A 329-nucleotide genomic window follows, 5' to 3' on the forward strand; every position below is an offset into this window, starting at 1 on the left:
ATCGCCGCCACGCTGTACAAGGACATCAGTGGCGACAATCCGTTCTGGCCGGCCATCGCGAGAAAGACGTTCATCGCTGCCTGCGAATACCTGTTCGATGAGTATGTTACCCAGGCAGGCGGGGATGATCACAAGGAAGAAGTCAAGTTGCCCACATTGGGCAGCGTCTATCGTCTGCTCGCCGGCGCTCACCTCAAACCCGGTCAGTCGCTGCAACAGTACTTGGCTGAACTGCTCCAGCAGCCCACCCTCGGCTCGCAGGCGCGGACCGGCCTGAACAACCTGGTCGGCCTGGCGCCGGAAACCTTCACCTCCGCCATCGAAACGGC

At 61.1% G+C, this 329-nt stretch carries 1 pseudogene; it reads left to right on the top strand.

What is annotated here, in order from left to right:
* Positions 1-329: pseudogene (locus tag XalbCFBP2523_RS16725) on the top strand (type IV secretory system conjugative DNA transfer family protein); the annotation flags it as partial.

This window comes from Xanthomonas albilineans (assembly GCF_002939705.1).
In the GTDB taxonomy this organism is placed as follows: Bacteria; Pseudomonadota; Gammaproteobacteria; order Xanthomonadales; family Xanthomonadaceae; genus Xanthomonas_A; species Xanthomonas_A albilineans.